The organism is Burkholderia sp. RF2-non_BP3, from assembly GCF_001522185.1.
Lineage (GTDB): Bacteria > Pseudomonadota > Gammaproteobacteria > Burkholderiales > Burkholderiaceae > Burkholderia > Burkholderia diffusa.
The window spans coordinates 62,213-79,298 of sequence record NZ_LOSU01000002.1; the positions used below are offsets into that span (position 1 = coordinate 62,213).

Annotated in this window: 13 protein-coding genes; 6 read left to right on the forward strand and 7 right to left on the reverse strand. The window is 67.7% G+C overall.

Annotation, left to right across the window (positions count from 1 at the left end; translation table 11 throughout):
* Positions 1-22: 22 nt before the first annotated feature.
* From WS45_RS00745 to WS45_RS00770, 6 genes are all read right to left on the reverse strand, one after another.
* Positions 23-2,209, reverse strand: coding sequence for a TonB-dependent siderophore receptor (locus WS45_RS00745; protein ID WP_059697616.1), 2,187 nt, complete (start codon positions 2,207-2,209; stop codon positions 23-25).
* Positions 2,210-2,445: 236 nt separating this feature from the next.
* Positions 2,446-3,540, reverse strand: a complete 1,095-nt coding sequence (locus tag WS45_RS00750; RefSeq protein WP_059697618.1) for a porin — start codon at positions 3,538-3,540, stop codon at positions 2,446-2,448.
* A 102-nt stretch (positions 3,541-3,642) separates the two neighbouring features.
* Entirely contained in the window at positions 3,643-4,986 is a 1,344-nt protein-coding gene (locus WS45_RS00755) for an MFS transporter (RefSeq protein WP_059697619.1), read from the reverse strand.
* Positions 4,987-5,141: 155 nt separating this feature from the next.
* Positions 5,142-6,203: a Rieske 2Fe-2S domain-containing protein gene (locus tag WS45_RS00760; protein ID WP_059697621.1), complete on the reverse strand. Its 1,062-nt coding sequence runs from the start codon at positions 6,201-6,203 to the stop codon at positions 5,142-5,144.
* 56 nt (positions 6,204-6,259) lie between these two features.
* On the reverse strand, positions 6,260-7,225 hold the full coding sequence (locus WS45_RS00765) for a PDR/VanB family oxidoreductase (RefSeq protein WP_059697622.1): 966 nt from the start codon (positions 7,223-7,225) through the stop codon (positions 6,260-6,262).
* On the reverse strand, positions 7,222-8,301 hold the full coding sequence (locus tag WS45_RS00770) for an aromatic ring-hydroxylating oxygenase subunit alpha (protein ID WP_059697641.1): 1,080 nt from the start codon (positions 8,299-8,301) through the stop codon (positions 7,222-7,224). Before WS45_RS00770 ends, WS45_RS00765 begins: the two co-directional genes overlap by 4 nt.
* Before the next feature lie 198 nt (positions 8,302-8,499).
* On the opposite strand from WS45_RS00770, the gene WS45_RS00775 reads away from it, so the two are divergent.
* Positions 8,500-8,988: a MarR family winged helix-turn-helix transcriptional regulator gene (locus tag WS45_RS00775; RefSeq protein WP_059532660.1), complete on the forward strand. Its 489-nt coding sequence runs from the start codon at positions 8,500-8,502 to the stop codon at positions 8,986-8,988.
* A 67-nt stretch (positions 8,989-9,055) separates the two neighbouring features.
* On the opposite strand, the gene WS45_RS00780 is transcribed toward WS45_RS00775, so the two are convergent.
* The gene (locus WS45_RS00780; RefSeq protein WP_059697623.1) at positions 9,056-9,802 is read right to left on the reverse strand and encodes a TetR/AcrR family transcriptional regulator; all 747 of its coding nucleotides are present in this window, start codon (positions 9,800-9,802) and stop codon (positions 9,056-9,058) included.
* Between the two features lie 171 nt (positions 9,803-9,973).
* Between WS45_RS00780 and WS45_RS00785 the strand changes: the two genes are divergently transcribed.
* The 5 genes from WS45_RS00785 (at position 9,974) to WS45_RS00805 (ending at position 17,026) form a co-directional block, all read left to right on the forward strand.
* Positions 9,974-11,155, forward strand: coding sequence for an isovaleryl-CoA dehydrogenase (locus WS45_RS00785; RefSeq protein WP_059697624.1), 1,182 nt, complete (start codon positions 9,974-9,976; stop codon positions 11,153-11,155).
* A gap of 31 nt (positions 11,156-11,186) precedes the next feature.
* Positions 11,187-12,794: a carboxyl transferase domain-containing protein gene (locus tag WS45_RS00790; protein WP_059691606.1), complete on the forward strand. Its 1,608-nt coding sequence runs from the start codon at positions 11,187-11,189 to the stop codon at positions 12,792-12,794.
* Positions 12,795-12,813: 19 nt separating this feature from the next.
* The gene (locus WS45_RS00795) at positions 12,814-13,599 is read left to right on the forward strand and encodes an enoyl-CoA hydratase/isomerase family protein (protein ID WP_059532487.1); all 786 of its coding nucleotides are present in this window, start codon (positions 12,814-12,816) and stop codon (positions 13,597-13,599) included.
* A 36-nt stretch (positions 13,600-13,635) separates the two neighbouring features.
* Positions 13,636-15,636, forward strand: coding sequence for an acetyl-CoA carboxylase biotin carboxylase subunit (locus tag WS45_RS00800; RefSeq protein ID WP_059697625.1), 2,001 nt, complete (start codon positions 13,636-13,638; stop codon positions 15,634-15,636).
* A gap of 247 nt (positions 15,637-15,883) precedes the next feature.
* A complete protein-coding gene (locus WS45_RS00805; protein ID WP_059697627.1) occupies positions 15,884-17,026 on the forward strand; it encodes a DUF2827 domain-containing protein in 1,143 nt (380 codons plus the stop codon).
* The last annotated feature ends 60 nt before the right edge of the window (positions 17,027-17,086 follow it).

Here is a 17,086-nt window from a genome sequence, read left to right on the forward strand (position 1 = left end):
CGGCCGTCCGCACGAAGGTGCGTCAGAACGACACCGTCGTCGTCAGCGTGACGAGCCGCGGCTCGCCGACGGCGACGATCAGATTGCTGTTGCTCGACGGATAGTAGGTCTTGTCGAGCAGGTTCTTCACGTTGAGCTGGATGCGTGTCGGGAACTTGCCGATCGTCGTTTCATAGGCCGCGAATGCGTCGACGGTCACGTAGCCGGGCAGCGTGAAGCTGTTCGCGGTGTCGCCGGGCCGTGCGCCGACGAGCCGGGCGCCGCCGCCGAAGCGCCAGCGTCCGGGCAGGTTCGCGATCGCCGTGTCGTACACCGCGAACAGGCTGCCGGTGTGGCGCGCGACGTTGACGAGCGGCGTGTTGCTGTCGCGGTCGTTCGCGTTCGTGTACGCGTAGCTGCCGATCAGGCTCAGATGGCGCGTGAGCTGCCCCGCGACGTCGAGTTCGATCCCGCGCGAGCGCGCGGTGCCGATCGTCGACGTGATGTCGCCGACCGTGACCGCGACGTTGCGCTTGTCGATCTGGTAGGCCGCGAGCGTGCCGGTGATGCCGGGTTTCAGGCTGAACTTCAGGCCGGCTTCCAGCACGCGGCCGAATTCCGGCGCGAGCGGTGCGGCCACGTTCGACGCGACGTTCGGCTTGAACGAGCGGCTCACGTTCGCATAGGCGGTCAGCGCGGGTGTGAGCGCATAGGCGAGCCCGAACTGCGGCAGCCACACGTTGCCGTGCGAGCGGTCGGCGAACACGAACGGCCGCCCCATCCCGGATTCCTGCTGCCAGTCCTCCCAGCGCAGCCCGCCGACCGCGGTGAGCCGGTCGGTGATCTTTACGGAGTCCTGTACGATCATCGAGTACGTGTGCACCTTCGAAAGCGAATCGCTCTGCTTCGTGCTGATCGTGCCGCCGGGCGCGAGCAGGCCGTAGACGGGATCGTAGAGATTGAAGCCCTTGGTCGCGGCGCCGCGGATCGTGTCGCCGCGGAAGCTGCGCTGGCGCTCGTATTCGCCGCCGATGTAAAGCGCGTGGTTCATCCCCGCGAGCGTCAGGTTGCCGAGCAGGCCGAGCGTCGCGATCTGGTCGGAGTCGTTGCGCCCGAGGTTCGCGTCGGACGTGCGCGACAGCGCGCCGGTCGTGGCGTTGAAGGCGGTCGCGCGGGTGATGTATTGATCGTAGCGGTCGCGGCCCCAGCCGTAGGTCGCGCGCACGCGCCATGCGTCGGAGAGGCGGTGCTCGATGCGCGCGCGCAACGTTTCCTGGATCCCGCCGCTTTGCGCCCACGCTTCCTCGTAGCGACGATAGCGCAGCGCATCGTCGGGGCGGCCGTTCACGAGCACGGTGCCGCGATCGAACGGCATCGTGTAGTCGACATACTGGTAGCTGACGTCGATCGACGTGTTCGCGTCGTGCCATGAAAGCGCGGGCGCGATCAGCGCGTTGCGTTCGCGGCCGAAGCTGCGCCAGTAGCGGCTCGTATCGTATTCGCCGGTGAGCCGGAACGCGAGCGTGCCGCCCGCGATCTGGCCCGGCTTGCCGAGCGGACCGGTCAGGTCGAACTGCGCGCTGCTGCCGCCGTGGCTCGTGCGCGAGGCCGAGATCGAGCCGCCGAACGTTTCTTCCGGCTTGCGCGTGACGAGGTTGATCACGCCGCCCGGGTCCTGCATCCCGTACAGCAGCGAAGCGGGGCCCTTCAGCACTTCGACGCGGTCGATCGTCGCGAGATAGCTGTGCAGCACCGGTGTGCGCACGCCGTCGACGAGCACGGAGCCGTCGTTGTTCGAGCCGAAGCCGCGCTTGATGAACGCGTCGCGCGTGCCGCCGAGCGTGTTGGTCTGCGTCACGCCGCTGATGTTGCCGAGCACGTCGTCGAGCGAGCGCGCCTGCTGATCCTGCATCACGCTGCTGCTGACCACGGCGACCGATTGCGGAATGTCCTTGAGCGGACGATCGTCGCCGCCGGCGACGCTGCTGGTGCGCGGCTGGTAGCCGACGGTCGGATCGGCGGCCGCCGATGCGCTGACGCTGATCGTCGGCAGTTCGCGTTCGGATGGCGCGGGCGTCGACGACGGCGAGGACGTGGCCGCCGAAGCCGTGGCGGCAGGGTCGGCATCCGCATGCGCGCCGCTTGCGACGCAAAGAGTGATCAGGGCAGGCAGGCTCGCGCGCCACGGACGCAAGGTCCGCGCGCGGCGGGGCAGTCGACGGGATGGCATGAATCGATGAATGGACGGCGTGCTAAGGATGAAGGCGCGGGCCGCGGCGCTTCACTGATTCGCCGCGGCAGGACGCGCATGATATACGTAATGAGAATCGTTTGCAATTGCAACGAGGCCGATACGGCTCGGTCATCGCGATTACCGGGCCGCAGGCCGTCTGCTGCCGTAGCGGCAAAAATTCCTGTCACGTCGCGTGCAGCGCGACGTCGCGCTCGACGAACGGTGTCCGGCAATCAGAACTTCTGCTGGATGCCGGCCATCACGCCGAGCTGATTCATCCCGGTGCCGACCGTCCCGCCGGCGGCGACCGCGTTCGCGGCCAGCGTGCTGTTGAACATGTAGCCCACCGACGTATAGACGGTCGTCCGCTTCGACAGGAAATAGTTCGCTCGGCCGACGAGGAGCGTGGCGTTCGTGCCGCTTTCGCCGTTTTCCCGGCGTTGCAGGTAGCGCACGCCCTGCAGGTCGAGCGCGAGGTAGGGTGTCGCGTAGTACGTGCCGCCGGCGAACACGATATCGGCCTGCAGGTGTGCGGCCGCCGCGAGATTGCGGCGGATCCAGCCCGCGCCGAGTTTCGCGGGACCGATCTTCACGTAGCCGGCGACGATGTCGCGCGTGTCGGTGTACGCGGGATTGTTCAGCGGCGCGAGCGCGCCGCCGCCGCCGCGCATCACGTCGTGCGACGCGGCGAGCCCGAAATTGCTCGCGTCATAGGCGAGCATCGCCGTGTATTGGCGGCAGGCGACGATGTCGCCGGGCACTTGTCCCGCGCAGCCCGTCGCGGACGGTCCCGCCGGCCCGGCCGCATCGCGGCCGAAGCTGTAGGTCGCGCCGAGCGTCACGCCGTGGAACGTGCCCTTGTAGCCGATCGCGTTGTCGCTGCGCGCGTTCGGCAGATACGAGTCGAAATCGGCCATCGAATGAATCGACGGACCGATCACGTCGGCATTGGTCAGCACGATCATCGACATGTTCATCTGTCGGCCGAGGGTCAGCGTGCCGAAGGGGCTGTTCACGCCCACGTTCGCTTGCCGCCCGAACAGACGCCCGCCGTAGTTCAGCGCACCGGTGCCGGGCTGGAAGCCGTTTTCGAGCACGAAGAAGGCCTGATAGCCGCCGCCGAGATCCTCCGTGCCGCGCAGGCCCCAGCGTGACGGCACCTCGCCGGTCAGCGTCGGCATGCCGGTGAACGATCCGCCGCGCGCGGCGTTGTTGTAGTAGGACACGCCGGTATCGATGATCCCGTACAGCGTGACGCTGCTTTGCGCACAGGCCGGTCCGGCCAGCGCCATCGCCGTCGCGAATGCGACGCCCAGTTTCGTTTTCATGGCTGTCTCCAAACAGTATGTAGATCTACTTATCGATTTTTCTAATGCCCCGGACATGTCCGGGATGCCGACGGGTATCGGCAGGGCCGCGTGCGTCGCGCGTTACGAGATCGCCGGGTCGCGCTGCCGCTGCGGCGCCGCGACACGCGCGCCTGCCACGGCGACGGCGATCGCCGCGCCGGCCATCGGCACGAGGAACGCAAGATAGAGATGGGGCACGGACCAGCCGTCGTCGAGCAGCGCACCGACCGTCATCGGCGACAGGATCGCGCCGAGGCGACCGATGCCGACCGCGAGGCCGATGCCGGTCGTGCGGATCTCGGCGGGGTAGGGTGTCGGCGACAACGCATACATGCCGGCCACGCACGCATTGATCACGGCGCCGAGGAACACCGCGACGGTCATCCCGATGCCGAGCGAGCCGGTGTTCGCGCCGAACACGACCATCAGCGCGCCGCCGAGCAGCAGCGTCGCGCCCAGCAGGTTGCGCAGGCCGAACCGGGTCGACAGCAGGCTGAAGAGCGACGCGCCCACGATGCCGCCGAGGTTGAGCAGCACGCCGCCGGTCACGCCCTGCGATGCCGACAGTCCGGCCTGGACGAGCAGCTTCGGCGTCCAGCTCACGACGAAATAAAAGCTGCCCATCACGAGAAAGAACGCGATCCACAGCGCGATCGTGCGGCGCGCGAGCGGTGCGCGCAGCACGGCCGTCCAGTTCGACGCGGGGCCCGTCGTGTGGATGGACGCCGTCACGGCCGGCAGCGCGTCGATGGGCGCGCGCTTCATTCTCGCGAGGATGCGGTTGATTTTCTGCAGCGCGTCGTCCGGCCGCCGTGCCAGCAGGAAGTCGAGCGATTCCGGCAGCAGTGCGAGCACCATCGGGATCGCCATCAAGGTCAGGATGCCGCCGAACGCGAACACGCTGCGCCATCCCCACGTCGACAGCAGGTAGCCGGCGATGACCCCGCCGGCGGTGGCGCCGATCGCGTAGCCGGTCGACTGCATGCCGATCGCGGCGCTGCGCCATTTGTTCGATGCGTATTCGCCGCTGATGACGGTCAGGCTCGCCAGCATGCCGCCGATGCCGAGCCCTGTGTAGGCCCGTGCGATCGCGAGTTGCAGCGTGCTGTGCGTGGCCGCGCAGGCGAGCATCCCGGTCGAGATCACGGCGAGGCAGAGCAGGATGATGCGGCGGCGGCCGACGCGGTCGGCCAGCGGCGCGATCAGCACCGAGCCGATGCCCATGCCGGCGAGCCCCGCGCTCAGCAGCAGGCCGATTTCCTTGCCGCTCAGTTTCCACTCGGCGGCCAGATGCGGCGCGGCAAATGCGATGGCCAGCACGTCGAAGCCGTCGAGCATGTTCAGCACGACGCAGGCCGTGACCGCCATCGTCTGGAACGCGCTCATCGGGGATGCGTCGATCGTATTGCGGATATTTGCACTCACGTCAAAGATCCTTCATAAAAATAGTATGACTAATCGAATGGGAAAAACAGAAGCCGGCTGCAGCAAGCGTGGCGAACGCGAATGCATGTGCCGGCGGCCAACCGCGGGGATGCCTGCAGCCACAAGCAGGCGTCGTTCGCGCGCCGGCGCGACGGTTACACGGGTTCAGGTTGCTGCAGCAGTCGCTCGATCACGCGCCGCGCGCGATTGGGGCCCGCGTCGACGTGAATGTCGATCTGGCGGCCTCCGGGAAACCGCAGCTGATTCCGGTATTGCGCTTCGATCACGGTCTTGTCCTCGTCGAACGTCGCCGCCGATTGCTCGATGACCGTTTGCGCGACGCGTTCGACGTCGTGTTGCGGATTGGTCGCGACGGTCCAGAAATAGTGCGTGGTGGTGTCCGTCTCCGGCGTGATGCCGTGGAAGCCGCGCATGTGAAAGCCGCCGCGCGCGGGATCGAGCAGGTCGCCGGTGCCGGCGTCCATCGCGCCGGTCCAGATCCGGATATGCGACACGTGGAATTCGATTTCCTGCCAGCGATCGACCCGGCCCGCGAACGGCCATGCGGCCGTGTACGTTGGCGGCGGGTCGGAATCCGGCATCCGGCGCACCAGCGTCACCGTGTCGCCGTCGCTGCTGACGCGGGTTTCCGCGCCCATGTGCAGCGGCGCGTTGCCGCCGATCGTTTTCAGATGGACATAGCCGAGGTGGCTCAGGTCCATCAGGTTGTCGTGAATCAGCTGATACGGCGCGTCGTAATGGTAGTTGCCGCCGCCGAACCGATATTGCGGATCCGTGTGGAACGCATAGGGCGGCGGTGCGCAGGTCGGTTGAGCATGCGCGTCGGCGCCGATCCAGATCCACACGATCGCATCCTGTTCCCGCACCGGATACGACGACACACACGCCTTTGCCGGAATCCGGTCCTGCCCGGGAATCTCCACGCAGGTTCCGTCGCGGTCGAACAGCAGGCCGTGGTAGCCGCAGCGCAGGCCGCGCGCTTCGAGCGAGCCGCACGACAGCGGCAGCGACTTGTGGCAGCAGCGATCCTCCAGCGCGCCGACTTCCCCGGACGGCATCCGGAACAGCACGACCGGGCGGCCGAGCAGCGTGCGGGCGACGGGTTTGTCCGTCAGTTCGGAAGACAGCGCGGCGACCCACCATCGGTCGACCGGGAACTTAGTAGTATTGATCGGTGGCCGGGCATGTTGCGCCATTGATCGTCTCCAGTATTGTGATTGGCCGCCGCGTGTCGGGCGGTCCGTCTACAGATCTACAGGTCGAGTACCAGCAGATCGCTTCGCGATCGCGAGCAGCACGGCATGAACTGGTCGCCGGCCGCCTGTTCCGCTTCCGTCAGATACGAATCGCGATGATCGGGCTCGCCTTCGAGCACGCGCGTCACGCAGGTGCCGCAGACGCCTTGCTCGCACGACGTGAGCACATCGATGCCGTTGGCCGCCAGCGCGGCGACGACCGTGCATTCGGCCGGCACGTCGATCACCTTGCCGCTGCTCGCGATGCGGACCTGGAACGCGCGATCCGCACCGGACGACGCAACCGCGCCGCCGAAGAACTCGTAATGCAGCCGCTCGTCGGCCCAGTTGCGCTCGCGTGCGGCGTTCAGCACCGCCTCCATGAAGCCGCGCGGGCCGCATACGTAGAGGTGCGTGCCGTCAGGCGCCGCGGCGAGCACGGCGGGCAGGTCGAGGCGTTGCGCGGGGTGGCCGTCGTCGACGTGGAAGCGGGCGCGATCGCGGAACCCGGCTGCGTCGATCCGCTCGACGAAGGCCATGCGATCGGTCGAACGCGCGCAGTAGTGCATGTCGAAGGGCGCGCCGGACGAGAACAGCCGTTCCGCCATGCAGAGAATCGGCGTGACGCCGATCCCGCCCGCGAGCAACAGGTGGTGCGGGGCGTCGGGCGCGAGCGGAAATTGATTGCGCGGCATGCCGATCCGTACGGTATCGCCTTGCCGGACTTCGTCGTGAATCGCGCGTGATCCGCCGCGGCCCTCGGCATCGCGCAGCACTGCGATCTGGTAGCGATCGCCGAGTTCGGGGTGGTTGCACAGCGAGTACTGGCGCACGAGCCCGCCCGGCAAATACACGTCGATATGCGCGCCGGCGTCGAAGCGCGGCAAGGGCGACCCGTCATCGCTGACGAATTCGAAACCGCAGATGTCGCGCGCTTCCTGCCACTTGCGGGCCACCCGGACCGTCAGCGTCGCGGCGCTCATGACGCCTCCTTGATCTGCACGACCGGAATCACGGGCCGCTGCGGGCTCGACGCGTTTTCGTCGGCGAGCAGCCGCTCGATCACCTTGCGCGACAGCACGCCGCCGGCGTCGATGTTGAGCTTGAGCAGCTTGCGGTCCGGCCACTGCTCCAGGTTGAGTTGCTGGCGCTCGAGCATGTCGAGATCCTCGGCGAAGATCTTGCCCTGGCCTTCGCGGATCTCGGCGGTCAACGCGTGATCGTCGGGCCGGAAGTTGCGCGCCATCCCCCAGAAATACCAGATCGAGGTGTCCGTCTCCGGCGTGATGAAGTCGACCACGATCGACGACGCCTTCAGCTCGGCCGGCGCGTCGTAACCGCCGTGGCCCGCATGCGCGACGCCCACTTCGATCATCACGTGGCTCGGCGGCGTGAAGCGGCAGATCTGCCAGCGGTCGACCGGCACGTCGTCGGCCAGCCCGTTGCCGCGCAGCGCCATCCGCCAGAACGGCGGCGGCATCACGTTCTCCATGAAGCGGCTCGTGACGACTTCGTCACCGTTGGCGGTCGTCTTCGGCGGCGCTTCGTCGATTTCCTTCTGGCCGATGCTCGTCGCATGCACGTAGGTCTCGTGCGTGAGGTCCATCAGGTTGTCGATCATCAGCCGGTAGTCGCAACGGATGTGATACAGGCCGCCGCCGTGTGCCCAGGCCGGATCTTCGGCCCACTCGAGCGCGGGCAGCTTGTCGGGATCGGCTGCGGACGCGTCGCCGGGCCACACCCAGACGAATCCGTACCGCTCGACCGTCGGAAAGCTGCGGATCGGCGGAAAGCCGCCGACGCGCTGGCCCGGCATGCCGGCCGTCTTGCCGTTGCAGCCCATTTCCAGCCCGTGATAGCCGCACACGAGCACGCCGTCGCGCACGAATCCCAGCGACAGCGGCGCGCCGCGGTGCGGGCAGAAGTCCTCGAGCGCGGCGACCCGGCCGTCCGCCGCGCGGTAGAACACCATCGACTCGTTGCAAATCTTGCGGCCGAGCGGCTTGCCGTCGATGTCATCGGGCGTGCACGCCACATACCAAGCGTTCTTGAGAAACACGTTCTTCGTCTCCTTCAGGGCGGTGCCGCCGGTGTGCGGCAATTCTTCATTCCGTGTACTGAATGAGATTCAGTGTACGCATCGAGATTGGCCAGGGCAAGGCGAGCGGTATACTGGTTTTCCCGGGAAATGGCGCGACGCAGCGCCATGCCGTCGGCGCACGCAACGGCGTGCGCCGCCTATGTCATCGACTCATTCATGGAAAAAACGAATCCCGCCGACGCGCCGGCTTTCCCGCTCGACCTGTACGACGAACCCGGGCATCTGATCCGGCGCGCGCACCAGATCGCGGTTGCGATGTTCTACGAGAAGCTGGGCCGGGACGTGACGCCGGTGCAGTACGCGGTCCTGCGGATGCTCTATGAGTGTCCGGGGCTCGATCAGGTCACGCTCGCGCAGCGGGTGGCGCTCGACACGTCGACGACCGCGGATCTCGCGGTCCGGCTCGAAGCGAAAGGATTGATCGTCCGAGAAGTGTTGCCGCGGCGTCAGCGGCGCTTGCTGCTGACGCCGGCGGGCGTCGAGCTGCTCACGCACCTGATTCCGTCGGTGCAGGAGCTGCGCGCCGGCCTGTTCGACGGCATGGGCGAGGACGATTCGCGGGAACTGATGCGCCTGTTGCGCAAGTTCGTTCATTTGAACAACGAGCAGAGCCGTGCGCCGCTGCGGGTCGGCGAGGAGTCGTAGCGATTGAATGCTCCGCATTGGCGGGGGAGGCGGCAACGCGGCAGAGGCGCCGTGCCGCCCGCAGGCGTCACGGGCGTGACGTTTCCCCTTCCAGCCGCCGGACCGCTTCCGCGACTTCGTTCCTGAAGCGCACCAGCGCCGCCTGCTCCGGCGCGGGCGGCTGCACGGCCGCCCACAGCATGTCGATGAGCTGCGTGGCCGTCGTTTCCGTATCGAGCTTGCGGTGCCCGAGGATCGCATCCCACAGCACGTGCTCGATCGGCCCGAACACCATCGAGCGCAGCAGGCTCAGCGGCATGTCGCTGCGCACCTGCCCGGCCGCCTGACCGCGCGCGAGCACGTCCATCAGCGGCGCCGTGTAGCGGCGCTGCAGCGCGGTGAGCTCGTCGCTCAACGCATGCTGCTTCGCCCGCCCCTCCGACAGCACCAGCGCGCACAGCCCCGTGCCGTTCACGAGCATCAGCCGCAGGTGCGTGCGCACGATGAACGCGAACTGCTGCTGCACCGACGCTTCCTGCGGCATCCCGACTTCGAACGCGGCAATGATTTCGTCATACCAGTCGGCGATCACGCGCGCGCACAGCTCGCGCTTGCCGCGGAAGTAGCTGAACACCGTCGCCTCCGATACGCCGACGCGCTGCGCGATCTCGGCGGCCGTCGCATGCTCGTAACCCTTTTCGGCGAACACTTCACGACCGGCGCGCAGGATGTCCTGCACGCGCTGCTGGGACTTGCGCCCGGCGGGTGCGCGCGACGGCTCGGGGCGGTCGGCTTTGGCGGTGGCGGTCATGGTGTCGGCGGTAGCGGCTGTCATGCCGCCATGATATCTGAGTCTCACTCAAAAAACTATTGACGGCAAGCTGGGAGAGGCGCGAAACTGTGCAAAATTTACGCTGTGTTGGCTTAATGAATCGACGCATTGATCCGATTTGAGCGAAACTCAGAAATCGGCGCGTGCGACCCATTTTCTGGAGACGGAGGAGACATGATCAACCTGCCCGGTGTGCAATTCATGCTCGGTGAAGACATCGAGATGCTGCGCGACGCCGTCGCGACGTTCGCGGCCAAGGAAATCACGCCGCGCGCGGCGGAAGTCGACCGCACCGACCAGTTTCCGATGGATCTGTGGAAGAAGTTCGGCGATCTTGGCGTGCTCGGCATGACGGTGGCCGAGGAATACGGCGGCGCGAACATGGGCTACACCGCGCACATGGTCGCGATGGAAGAGATCTCGCGCGCATCGGCGTCGATCGGCCTGTCGTACGGCGCGCACTCGAACCTGTGCGTGAACCAGATCCACCGCAACGGCACCGCTGCGCAGAAGCAGAAATATCTGCCGAAGCTCGTGTCGGGCGAACACATCGGCGCGCTCGCGATGAGCGAGCCGAACGCGGGCTCCGACGTCGTCAGCATGAAGCTGCGCGCGGACAAGCGCGGCGACCGCTACGTGCTCAACGGCACGAAGATGTGGATCACCAACGGCCCCGACTGCGACACGCTCGTCGTCTACGCGAAGACGGACATCGACGCCGGCCCGCGCGGCATCACCGCATTCATCGTCGAGAAGGGGATGAAGGGCTTCTCGGTCGCGCAGAAGCTCGACAAGCTCGGCATGCGCGGGTCGCACACGGGCGAGCTCGTGTTCCAGGACGTCGAGGTGCCGGAAGAGAACATCCTCGGCCAGCTCAACGGAGGCGTGAAGGTGCTGATGAGCGGCCTCGACTACGAACGCGCGGTGCTGTCGGGCGGCCCGACGGGCATCATGGCCGCGTGTCTCGACGCGGTGGTTCCGTATATCCACGACCGCAAGCAGTTCGGCCAGTCGATCGGCGAATTCCAGCTGATCCAGGGCAAGGTCGCCGACATGTACACCACGTTCCAGGCGTGCCGCGCGTACCTGTACGCGGTCGGCCGCCACCTCGATTCGGCCGGCAGCGACCACATTCGCCAGGTGCGCAAGGACTGCGCGGGCGTGATCCTCTACACGGCCGAGAAGGCGACGTGGATGGCCGGCGAGGCGATCCAGATCCTCGGCGGCAACGGCTACATCAACGAATACCCGGTCGGCCGTCTGTGGCGCGATGCGAAGCTGTACGAGATCGGCGCCGGCACGAGCGAGATCCGCCGCATGCTGATCGGCCGCGAGCTGTTCGCGGAAACGATGTAACGCCCCACGTCACGCGAACGGAGCCCCGTCGATGCCGATCATCGAATCGAAACTGAACCCGCGTTCGGAAGACTTCCGCGCGAACGCCGCGGCGCTGGAGGCGGTCGTCGCCGACCTGCGCGCGAAGATCGAACAGCTCGCGCAAGGCGGCGGCCAGGCCGCGCGCGACAAGCACCTGTCGCGCGGCAAGCTGCTGCCGCGCGACCGCATCGCGCAGCTGCTCGATCCGGGTGCGCCGTTCCTCGAGCTGTCGCAGCTCGCGGCGAACGGCATGTACAACGACGACGCGCCGGGCGCGGGCGTGATCACCGGGATCGGCCGGATCGCGGGCCGCGAGTGCGTGATCGTATGCAACGACGCGACGGTCAAGGGCGGCACCTACTACCCGATGACCGTGAAGAAGCACGTGCGCGCGCAGGAAATCGCCGCGGAAAACCGGCTGCCGTGCGTGTACCTCGTCGATTCGGGCGGCGCGAACCTGCCGAACCAGGACGACGTGTTTCCCGATCGCGATCACTTCGGCCGCATCTTCTTCAACCAGGCCACGATGTCCGCCGCGGGAATCGCGCAGATCGCGGTCGTGATGGGCTCGTGCACGGCGGGCGGCGCGTATGTGCCGGCGATGAGCGACGAGTCGATCATCGTGAAGAACCAGGGCACGATTTTCCTCGGCGGCCCGCCGCTCGTGAAGGCCGCGACCGGCGAGGAAGTGAGCGCCGAGGATCTCGGCGGCGGCGACGTGCACACGCGCCTGTCGGGCGTGGCCGACCATCTCGCGCAGAACGACGCGCATGCGCTGTCGATCGCGCGCAACATCGTCGGTCATCTCGCGCCGAAGATCGCGTCGCCGGTGGCGGTGCGCGAGCCGAAGCCGCCGCGCTACGACGCGAAGAGCCTGTACGGCGTGATTCCGGTCGACACGCGCAAGCCGTTCGACGTGCGCGAGGTGATCGCGCGCATCGTCGACGATTCGGAGTTCGATGAATTCAAGGCACGCTTCGGCACGACGCTCGTCACGGGCTTCGCGCACATCTGGGGCCATCCGGTCGGGATCGTCGCGAACAACGGCATCCTGTTCTCCGAATCGGCCGTGAAGGGCGCGCATTTCATCGAGCTGTGCTGCCAGCGCAAGATTCCGCTCGTGTTCCTGCAGAACATCACGGGCTTCATGGTCGGCCGCAAATACGAGAACGAAGGCATCGCGCGCCATGGCGCGAAGATGGTGACGGCCGTGTCGAACGCGAAGGTGCCGAAGTTCACGGTGATCATCGGCGGCTCGTTCGGCGCCGGCAACTACGGGATGTGCGGTCGCGCGTTCGGCCCGCGTTTCCTGTGGATGTGGCCGAATGCGCGGATCTCGGTGATGGGCGGCGAGCAGGCCGCTTCGGTGCTCGCGACCGTGCGCCGCGACGGCATCGAGGCGAAGGGCGGCACGTGGTCGGCCGAGGACGAGGATGCCTTCAAGCAGCCGATCCGCGACCAATACGAGCGCCAGGGGCATCCGTATTACGCGAGCGCGCGGCTGTGGGACGACGGCGTGATCGACCCCGCGCAGACGCGCGACGTGCTGGGCCTCGGCCTCGCCGCGTCGATGAACGCGCCGATCGACGACACGCGTTTCGGCGTGTTCCGCATGTAACGGCCGGGAGGGCTGACCGATGCGATACGAAACGATCAAGGTAAGCGAAGCCGGCCGCGTGGCGACCGTCACGCTCGCGCGGCCCGACGTGCGCAACGCGTTCAACGAGACGACGATCGCCGAGCTGACCACCGCGTTCGAGTGGCTCGATGCGCACGCCGGCGTGCGCGCGGTCGTGCTCGCGGCGGAAGGCGCCGCGTTCTGCGCGGGCGCGGACCTGAACTGGATGAAGAAGATGGCCGGTTACTCGGACGACGAGAACCGCGCCGACGCGCGCAAGCTCGCGCGGATGCTCGAGGCGATCCATCGCTGCGGCAAGCCGGTGATCGCGCGCGTGCACGGCGACGCGTATGCGGGCGGCGTGGGCCTCGTCGCGGCGGCCGACATCGCGATCGCCGCCGACGGCGCGAAGTTCTGCCTGTCCGAAGCGCGGCTCGGGCTGATTCCGGCAACGATCGCGCCGTACGTCGTGCGCGCGATGGGCGAGCGCGCGGCGCGTCGCTACTTCACGACGGCCGAAGTGTTCGACAGCGCGCGCGCCGCGTCGCTCGGCTTCATTCACGATGCCGTGCCGGCCGAGGCGCTCGACGAAACGGTCGCGAAGCTGGCCGCGACGCTCGTCGCGAACGGCCCCGACGCGGTGCGGGCATGCAAGCGGCTCGTCGCCGACGTGGCCGGCCGGCCGCTCGACGCGACGCTGATCGAGCAGACCGCCGACTGGATCGCGCGGACCCGCGCCGGCGCGGAAGCGCGCGAAGGGATCGCGTCCTTCCTCGAGAAACGCACGCCTTCGTGGCGTGAATGACGGCGTGCCCCTAACTTTCCGGACGACACCGAAGCCATGTTCGACAAGATTCTGATCGCCAACCGCGGCGAAATCGCCTGCCGCGTCGCCGCGACGTGCAAACGTCTCGGGATCGCGAGCGTCGCCGTCTATTCCGACGCGGACGCGAACGCGAAGCACGTCGCCGCATGCGACGAGGCCGTGCACATCGGCGGCTCCGCGGCCGCGGACAGCTACCTGCGCATCGAGCGCATCATCGAGGCCGCGCGCGCGACCGGCGCGCAGGCCATCCACCCGGGCTACGGTTTCCTGTCTGAGAACGAGGATTTCGCGCACGCGTGCGAAGCGGCCGGCATCGCGTTCATCGGGCCGCCGGTCGACGCGATCGCGGCGATGGGCTCGAAGGCCGCCGCGAAGGCGCTGATGCACGCGGCCGCCGTGCCGCTCGTGCCCGGCTACCACGGCGACGACCAGGACGCGGCCAACCTGCATCGCGAAGCCGACGAGATCGGCTACCCGGTGCTGCTGAAGGCGAGCGCGGGCGGCGGCGGCAAGGGCATGCGCGTGGTCGAGCGCTCCGAGGACTTTCCGGCGGCGCTCGCATCGTGCCAGCGCGAGGCCGCGAGCAGCTTCGGCAACGATCGCGTGCTGATCGAGAAATACCTGACGCGCCCGCGTCACGTCGAAGTGCAGGTGTTCGGCGACACGCACGGCAACACCGTCTACCTGTTCGACCGCGACTGCTCGGTGCAGCGCCGTCACCAGAAGGTGCTCGAGGAAGCGCCGGCGCCGGGGCTGCATGAAGACGTGCGCCAGGCGATGGGCGAGGCGGCGGTCGCGGCCGCGCGTGCGGTGAATTACGTCGGCGCGGGCACCGTCGAATTCATCATGACGGGCGACGCGTTCTACTTCATGGAAATGAACACGCGTCTGCAGGTCGAGCATCCGGTCACCGAGATGGTCACGGGGCTCGATCTCGTCGAATGGCAACTGCGCGTCGCAGCGGGCGAGCCGCTGCCGCTGCAGCAGGACGAGCTGCGCGTGCAGGGCCACGCGATCGAGGCGCGTCTCTACGCGGAGAATCCGGCGCGCGGCTTCCTGCCGTCCACCGGCACGCTGAAGCACTTGCGGCTGCCGGAAGGCGTCGAATTCGCGATCGGCGCGCCGGTGCGCGTCGACAGCGGCGTGCGCGAAGGCGATGCGATCACGCCGTTCTACGATCCGATGATCGCGAAGCTGATCGTGCACGGCGCTGACCGCGAAGAAGCGCTGGGCCGGATGCTGCGCGCGCTGCGGGCATGCGAGGTGGTCGGCCTGCACACGAACGCCGCGTTCCTGCAGCGGATCGTCACCTGCGCGCCGTTCGCGATCGCCGATCTCGACACGGGCCTGATCGAGCGCAACCACGCTGCGCTGTTCGCGCCGCAACAGCCGCCGCGCGCGACGCTCGCGCTGGCCTGCGCGGCGCTGCTCGCGCGCGAGCGCGATGCGGCCGCACGGGACGGCGCGTCGCCGTGGCGCGCGCTGCCGGACTGGCGGCTGAACGGCGGCTATCGCCGCACGCTCGAATGGCATGCGCCCGAACGCGAAGCGGACGTGACGGTCACCTACCTGGACGACGGCGGCAGCACGCGCATCGCCACCGGCGACGCGGCCGCGCAGCCGTTCGCATGGGCACGCGGCGCCACGCCGCTCGACTTCGACGTAACGCTCGACGGCGTGCGCAGCAGCGGCCGCGTGTATGCGGACGGCGACAGTTTCCACGTGTTCACGCAGGGTGTCGCCGAGACGTTCGAATGGCGCAACGTGCTCGCGCACGCCGGCGATGCCGAACATGGCGGCGGCCGCCTGACCGCGCCGATGCCCGGCAAGGTGATCGCGGTGCTGGTCGAGCCGGGCCAGAAGGTCGAGGCCGGCACGCCGCTGATCGTGATGGAAGCGATGAAGATGGAACACACGATCGGCGCGCCGGGCGCGGGCGTCGTCGCCGAAGTGCTGTACGGCGTCGGCGACCAGGTCGCGGATGGCGCGCAGTTGCTGATGATGGCGGAAGGCTGACCGGGGCGTGCGTCGCGCACGGGCCGGCGTGGCGCCTCGCGGCGCGACGCCGGCCTTGTCGCATCTGGCGCCGGCGGCGCGCATGGCATGCCTTGCGGTGCGCCCGGTCGCCAACCGGCGCCGTTGGCGCCGCGTATGACCATGCATGACAGTCTGGCGGCCGGCGCTCCGCTAGACTGGCGGATTGCTCGCGCGGCCGCGTGCCGCGCGCTACACTGCGACCATTCAACCTCCCATCCCGCCGACGATGACGTCTCCTGTCCTGAACGGCCTGCGCATCGGTATCACGATCGGTCTGCGCGCCCCCGACGAAAGCCTGTGGATCAACGGTATCAAGCAGAACGCGCTGTTTCTCGCGAAGCTGCTGATGGCGTCGCCGCACGGCTACCGCGTGACGCTGGTCAACACGACCGACGTGCCGCTGACCGACGCGCTGCCGTGGGATCGCACCGTGTACGACACGCGCGCGTTCGCGGACATGAAGGATGCGCTCGACGTGGTGATCGAACTCGGCGGCCAGATCGACGCCGCGCAGACGGCTTACCTGAAGGCGCGCGGCGCGAAGATCGTCAGCTACTGCTGCGGCGTCGAGTACATCAACGCGATGGAATCGATGCTGTTCGGCCGCCGGCTGTGGGATTCGCTGTTCATCAACCGCGGCTACGACGAGGTGTGGGCGATTCCGCAGATCGCGCCGTCGTCGCTGCCGTTCCTGCAGTCGCTGCGCCGCTGCCCGGGGCGCGTCGTGCCGTTCGTGTGGGATCCGATGTTCCTCGACGCGCGTGCGGCATCGCTGCCCGGGCACGGCGAGTACCGCCCGCGCAGCGAGCCGGGCAAGCGGCTCACGGTGATGGAGCCGAACCACAACGTCGTGAAGTTCTGCGTGTACCCGATGCTGATCATCGACGAAGCGTACCGGCGCGACCCCGATGCGATCTGCTTCGCGCACGTGACGAACGCCGACCGTCTCGCGCACGACAGCCCGGAGTTCGTGATGCTGATGAACTACCTGGACATCGTGCGCGCCGGCAAGGCGAGCTTCGTCGGTCGCTTCGACACGCCGCTGTTCCTGGCCGACCTGACCGACATCGTGGTGTCGCATCAATGGTCGAACCCGCTCAACTACTTCTATTTCGACGTGTGCTGGCAGGGCTATCCGCTCGTGCACAACGCGAGCCTCGCGCCCGATCTCGGCTACTACTACCCGGACAATGACGTGCAGAAGGGCGCGGAGGCGTTGCTGCACGCGCTGCACACGCACGACGACGACTGGGAAGGGTACACGCGGCGCCAGCGCGAGATCCTTGGCCGCTATACGTCGGCGAACCCCGCGCTCGTCGCCGAATACGATGCGCTGCTCGCGAACCTGATCGGCGCGACGGCGGCGTGAATTGCGCGTGCCGCAAGCCGTCGTCCGGATTGTCTCCGGTTAATGTCTGAAGAAATGGTG

Excerpts from the sequence above, each read along its gene's own strand:
- WS45_RS00795 (WP_059532487.1), top strand. The coding sequence starts at position 12,814 with ATGCGATACGAAACGATCAAGGTAAGCGAAGCCGGCCGCGTGGCGACC.
- WS45_RS00780 (WP_059697623.1), bottom strand. The coding sequence starts at position 9,802 with ATGACAGCCGCTACCGCCGACACCATGACCGCCACCGCCAAAGCCGAC.
- WS45_RS00790 (WP_059691606.1), top strand. The coding sequence starts at position 11,187 with ATGCCGATCATCGAATCGAAACTGAACCCGCGTTCGGAAGACTTCCGC.
- WS45_RS00745 (WP_059697616.1), bottom strand. The coding sequence starts at position 2,209 with ATGCCATCCCGTCGACTGCCCCGCCGCGCGCGGACCTTGCGTCCGTGG.
- WS45_RS00785 (WP_059697624.1), top strand. The coding sequence starts at position 9,974 with ATGATCAACCTGCCCGGTGTGCAATTCATGCTCGGTGAAGACATCGAG.
- WS45_RS00750 (WP_059697618.1), bottom strand. The coding sequence starts at position 3,540 with ATGAAAACGAAACTGGGCGTCGCATTCGCGACGGCGATGGCGCTGGCC.
- WS45_RS00805 (WP_059697627.1), top strand. The coding sequence starts at position 15,884 with ATGACGTCTCCTGTCCTGAACGGCCTGCGCATCGGTATCACGATCGGT.
- WS45_RS00775 (WP_059532660.1), top strand. The coding sequence starts at position 8,500 with ATGGAAAAAACGAATCCCGCCGACGCGCCGGCTTTCCCGCTCGACCTG.
- WS45_RS00765 (WP_059697622.1), bottom strand. The coding sequence starts at position 7,225 with ATGAGCGCCGCGACGCTGACGGTCCGGGTGGCCCGCAAGTGGCAGGAA.
- WS45_RS00760 (WP_059697621.1), bottom strand. The coding sequence starts at position 6,203 with ATGGCGCAACATGCCCGGCCACCGATCAATACTACTAAGTTCCCGGTC.
- WS45_RS00800 (WP_059697625.1), top strand. The coding sequence starts at position 13,636 with ATGTTCGACAAGATTCTGATCGCCAACCGCGGCGAAATCGCCTGCCGC.